The organism is Actinomadura sp. NPDC048032, assembly GCF_040653175.1.
GTDB classification, from domain to species: Bacteria; Actinomycetota; Actinomycetes; order Streptosporangiales; family Streptosporangiaceae; genus Spirillospora; species Spirillospora verrucosospora.
In genome coordinates, this window is record NZ_JBEZJP010000542.1 from 1 (window position 1) to 4,594 (window position 4,594).

Consider the following 4,594-nt stretch of genomic DNA (forward strand, 5'->3'; position numbering starts at 1 on the left):
GGGGCCCGGTCAGCACGGCGGCCCGCCACAGGCCGCGGCCCCGCACGCCCGCGAACAGCGGATGGTCGACGGCGTCGAGCCCCGCGGCCAGGGTCTCCCCCACGGAGGCGGCGTTGGCGAGCAGGCCGTCCTTCTCGATGGTGGTGAGGACGGCGAGGGCGGCGGCCGCGGCGATCGGGTTTCCGCCGAACGTGCTGCCGTGGTCTCCCTTGGTGAACAGGTCGCCGTGGGGACCGAAGGCGACGCACGCCCCGACCGGCAGGCCGCCGCCGAGGCCCTTGGCGAGCGTGAGGACGTCGGGTCTGGCGTTCTCGTGCTCGAACGCGAACCAGCGGCCGGTGCGGCCGATCGCGGACTGGATCTCGTCGGCGACGAACAGCGCGCCCGCCGCGTCGCAGATCCGGCGGACGGCGGCGAAGTACCCGTCCGGCGGCGGGACGACCCCGGCCTCGCCCTGCGTGGGCTCCAGGAACACCGCCGCGCAGCCCTCGTCCACCGCGGCGTCGAGCGCGCCCGCGTCCCCGTACGGGACGAACCGGACGTCGATCGCGAAGGGCCCGAACGGCTCCCGGATCGCGGCCTTGCCGGTCAGGCTCAGGGCGCCGAGCGTCCGGCCGTGGAAACCGTTCTCGGCCGCGACGACGTACGGCCGCCCGTTCGCCTTCCCGTACTTGAGGGCGAGCTTGAGCGCGCACTCGTTCGCCTCGGTGCCGCTGTTGGCGAGGAAGACCTTCCCGTCGCCGCCCAGCAGCTCCCGCAGCCGCTCGGCGAGCAGCACCTCCGGCTCGTTCAGGAACAGGTTGGACGTGTGCGCGATGGTCGCGGCCTGGGACGCCACCGCCTCGACGAGCGCGGGGTGGGCGTGCCCGAGCGAGCTGACCGCGATCCCCGCGATGAGGTCGAGGTACTCGCGGCCGCCGGCGTCCCACACCCGGCAGCCCTCGCCGCGCGCGAGCGCCAGGGGCGGGACGCCGTAGTTCGGCATGAACGCCGCCTCGAACCGCTCCCTCAGGTCGCTCACGGGGTCGCCTCCGCTCCGGCGGCGCCCGCGAGACTGGGCAGCACCATCGTTCCGATCCCTTCGTCGGTGAAGATCTCCAGCAGCAGCGAGTGCAGGACGCGGCCGTCCAGGACGTGGGCCTGGGGGACGCCGCCGCGCACGGCCGCCAGGCAGGCCTCCATCTTGGGCACCATCCCCGCCGACAGGTCCGGCAGCAGGACGGCCAGCTCGTCGGCGGTGAGCCGGTCGATGACGTCGTCGCTGTCCGGCCAGTCCGCGTACAGGCCCTCGACGTCGGTGAGGACGACGAGCTTCGCCGCGTCCAGCGCCACGGCCAGCGCGGCGGCGGCGGTGTCGGCGTTGACGTTGTAGACCTCGCCGTCGTCGCCGCGCGCGACGCTGGAGATGACCGGGATGCGGCCGTCGTCCAGCAGCGCGCGCACGGCCCCGACCTGCACTTCGACGATCTCGCCGACCTGGCCGATGTCGACGCGCGCGCCGTCCACGACCGCGTGCTTGCGCTCGGCGGTGAACAGGTTCGCGTCCTCGCCGGACATGCCGAGCGCGAACGGGCCGTGCCGGTTGATCAGGCCGACGACGTCGCGCTGGACCTGCCCGGTCAGCACCATCCGGACGACCTCCATGGCCTCCGGGGTGGTGACCCGGAGGCCGGCGGTGAAGGTCGAGTCGATGCCGTTGCGGGCCAGCGCCGCGTTGATCTGCGGGCCGCCGCCGTGCACGACGACCGGCCTCAGCCCGGCGTAGCGCAGGAACACCACGTCCTCGGCGAAGGAGTGCCGCAGTCGCTCGTCGGTCATCGCGTGCCCGCCGTACTTGATCACGACGGTCTTGCCGTGGAAGCGCTCCAGCCACGGCAGCGCCTTGATCAGGGTCTCGGCCTTGTCCATCACGCCGAGCCGGTTCTTGCGCATCTGCGCGCCCGGGGTGACGGCGCTCATGTGGAGTACGCCGAGTTCTCGTGGACGTACTCGGCCGTGAGGTCGGTCGTCCAGACGGTGGCGCTGTGCGGCCCGGCGGACAGGTCGACGGTGATCGTCACGTCGCGGGGACGCAGGTCGACCTTGTCGCGGTCGTCGCCGAACGAGCCGTTCCGGCACACCCACACGCCGTTGATGGCGACGTTGAGGTGGTCGGGCTCGAACACCGCGTCGGTGGTGCCGACGGCCGACAGCACCCGTCCCCAGTTGGGGTCCTCGCCGTGGATGGCGCACTTGAGCAGGTTGTTGCGGGCGACGGAGCGGCCGACCGTGACCGCGTCGTCCTCGGAGGCGGCGCCGACGACCTCGATCGCGATGGCCTTGGACGCGCCCTCGGCGTCCACGAGGAGCTGCCGGGTGAGGTCGCCGCACACCTCGGTGAGCAGCGCGGTGAACTCCTCCTCGTCCGGGACGACCTCGGCGGCGCCGGAGGCGAGCAGCAGCACGGTGTCGTTGGTGGACATGCACCCGTCGGCGTCGAGCCGGTCGAGGGTGACGCCGGTGGCCGCGCGCAGCGCCCGGTCCAGCGCGTCGGCGGGCAGGTCGGCGTCGGTGGTGACGACGCACAGCATGGTGGCCAGGGACGGGGCGAGCATGCCCGCGCCCTTGGCCATCGCGCCGATCATGTAGCCGCCGGCGCCCTGCCGGAAGGAGATCTTGGCGACGGTGTCGGTGGTGCGGATGGCGTCGGCGGCGGCGAGCCCGCCGTCTCCGCGCGACAGCTCGGCGGCGGCCTTGTCGACGCCGGCCAGCAGCAGGTCCATCGGCAGCCGCTCGCCGATCAGCCCGGTGGAGCAGACGGCGATCTCGCCCGCCGAGTCGTCCAGCACCTCGGCGGCCTTCTCCGCGGTGGCGTGGGTGTCCTGGAAGCCGGCGGCGCCGGTGCAGGCGTTGGCGCCGCCCGCGTTCAGCACGACGGCGCGGACGCGGGCGCCCTTGAGGACCTGCTCGGACCACAGCACGGGCGCGGCCCGCACGCGGTTGCGGGTGAAGACGCCGGCGGCCGCGCGGGACGGCCCGTCGTTGACGACGAGGGCCAGGTCGCGGTTGCCGCTGTCCTTCAGCCCGGCGACGACGCCGGCGGCGCGGAAACCCCGGGGGGCGGTGACGCTCAAGGGGACACTCCGATCGTGGTCAGGCCGAGTTCTTCCGGGAGGCCGAGGGCGAGGTTGGCGCTCTGCACCGCGCCGCCCGCGGTGCCCTTGGTGAGGTTGTCGACGGCGGCGACCACGACGACGCGTCCGGCCGCCTCGTCCAGCGCGACCTGCACGAGGACGGTGTTCGCGCCGAGGGTCATGGACGTGGCGGGCCACTGCCCCTCGGGCAGCAGCCCGAGGAACGGCTCGCCCGCGTACGCCTCCTCGTAGGCGGCTCGCAGCGAGGCGGCGGTGACGCCGGGACGCGCCTTCGCGGTGCAGGTGGCGAGGATTCCGCGGCTCATCGGCACGAGCGTGGGGGTGAAGGAGACCGAGACGGGTTCCCCCGCCGCCGCGCTGAGGTTCTGGATCATCTCGGGCGTATGCCTATGCGTGCCGCATGTCAGGGCCGCTTCGCGCGTGTCGGGGCCCTCCACGCGTCCCAGGCCGCGTCACGGCCGTCAGGGCGCGGTCGTCTCCAGCGCCGTGCAGCGCCACCGGCCCCGCGCGTGCTCCAGCCGCAGCGCCAGGACGAGGCCGTGCAGCCGCGTCGTGACCACCACGTCGAGCCTGCGCAGCGCCGACTCCAGCTCGGCCGCCGTCGTGAACAGGCGCCAGTCGCGCGGATCGAGCCGCGTGTCCAGCGGCAGCCGGGCGCACTCGCGGGCGGCGAGCCAGTCGGCCAGCTCCCGCTCGACGCGGTCGTGGCGCCGCCGGTCGCCGTACTCGGCCTGCCCGGGCGCGAGCACGACCCCGGCCACCGGCACCGAGGGCGTCGCGGGCAGCGCCGCCAGGTCGCGGCGCGGCGCGCCGCCCGGAGCGTCCCGCGCGAGGACCGCGTCGAATCCGGTGACCGCCGGGTCGGCCGGATCGACGACCGACACGCCGACGGCGACGCGCGTGCACCCCGCGTAGCGGCGGTGGAGGTCCTCCACCTGCCGGCCGTGGAGCGGCCCGCAGGCGAACACCAGATGGGTGTAGGACGCGGGGTCGGCCCGGTCGAGGTCCAGGCCGCCCGGCCGGAAGACCGGGCTCCACGCCAGGCGGCACTCGACCCCGGCCCGCGTCAGCGCCGCCCGCACGGCCTCCATCGCCAGGACGTCGCCGGCCGTCGCCTCACCGTGCAGGAAGCTCGGCCATCCGGTCACCAGCACGCGCATCCGTCAGCCGCCTTCCCCGCCTCGGCCCTCGCCGGGTCCTCCCCCAGGGCGTCGAAGGGGCGTCCCGCGGCCCCGCTATCCGCGCTACCCGCCACCGTCCGTCCCATGTCGGAACGGGGTCGCCCGTGGCGGTAGAAGGCGGTTTCCGCGCGGTGACAGTCCAGACACCCATCGGTTTACCGAGATGCCCTCTTGGGCAGAGTCCCCTCGCGGCCCACCCGCGAGCAGACCGAGTACCGGAATCGGACGCAGCCCGATCGGCACCGAATAGACGGCGGCCCGCAGAACGCAGCGCAGAAC

4 protein-coding genes and 1 pseudogene are annotated in these 4,594 nt (G+C 74.2%); all 5 read right to left on the reverse strand.

Features of this window, described 5'->3' with window-relative positions:
- On the reverse strand, positions 1-985 hold a 985-nt coding region (locus AB0C69_RS38475), incomplete at its 3' end, for an acetylornithine transaminase (RefSeq protein WP_360360927.1).
- A gap of 32 nt (positions 986-1,017) precedes the next feature.
- Entirely contained in the window at positions 1,018-1,932 is a 915-nt protein-coding gene (argB, locus tag AB0C69_RS38480) for an acetylglutamate kinase (RefSeq protein WP_353834779.1), read from the reverse strand.
- Between the two features lie 23 nt (positions 1,933-1,955).
- Entirely contained in the window at positions 1,956-3,113 is a 1,158-nt protein-coding gene (gene argJ / locus AB0C69_RS38485) for a bifunctional glutamate N-acetyltransferase/amino-acid acetyltransferase ArgJ (RefSeq protein ID WP_360360921.1), read from the reverse strand.
- A pseudogene (locus AB0C69_RS38490) lies at positions 3,110-3,532 on the reverse strand (Asd/ArgC dimerization domain-containing protein); the annotation flags it as partial. The gene argJ and the pseudogene AB0C69_RS38490, both read right to left, overlap by 4 nt.
- 63 nt (positions 3,533-3,595) lie before the next feature.
- On the reverse strand, positions 3,596-4,294 hold the full coding sequence (locus AB0C69_RS38495; RefSeq protein WP_360360924.1) for a polysaccharide pyruvyl transferase family protein: 699 nt from the start codon (positions 4,292-4,294) through the stop codon (positions 3,596-3,598).
- Positions 4,295-4,594 lie beyond the last annotated feature (300 nt).

Excerpts from the sequence above, each read along its gene's own strand:
- AB0C69_RS38495 (WP_360360924.1), bottom strand. The coding sequence starts at position 4,294 with ATGCGCGTGCTGGTGACCGGATGGCCGAGCTTCCTGCACGGTGAGGCG.
- argB (WP_353834779.1), bottom strand. The coding sequence starts at position 1,932 with ATGCGCAAGAACCGGCTCGGCGTGATGGACAAGGCCGAGACCCTGATC.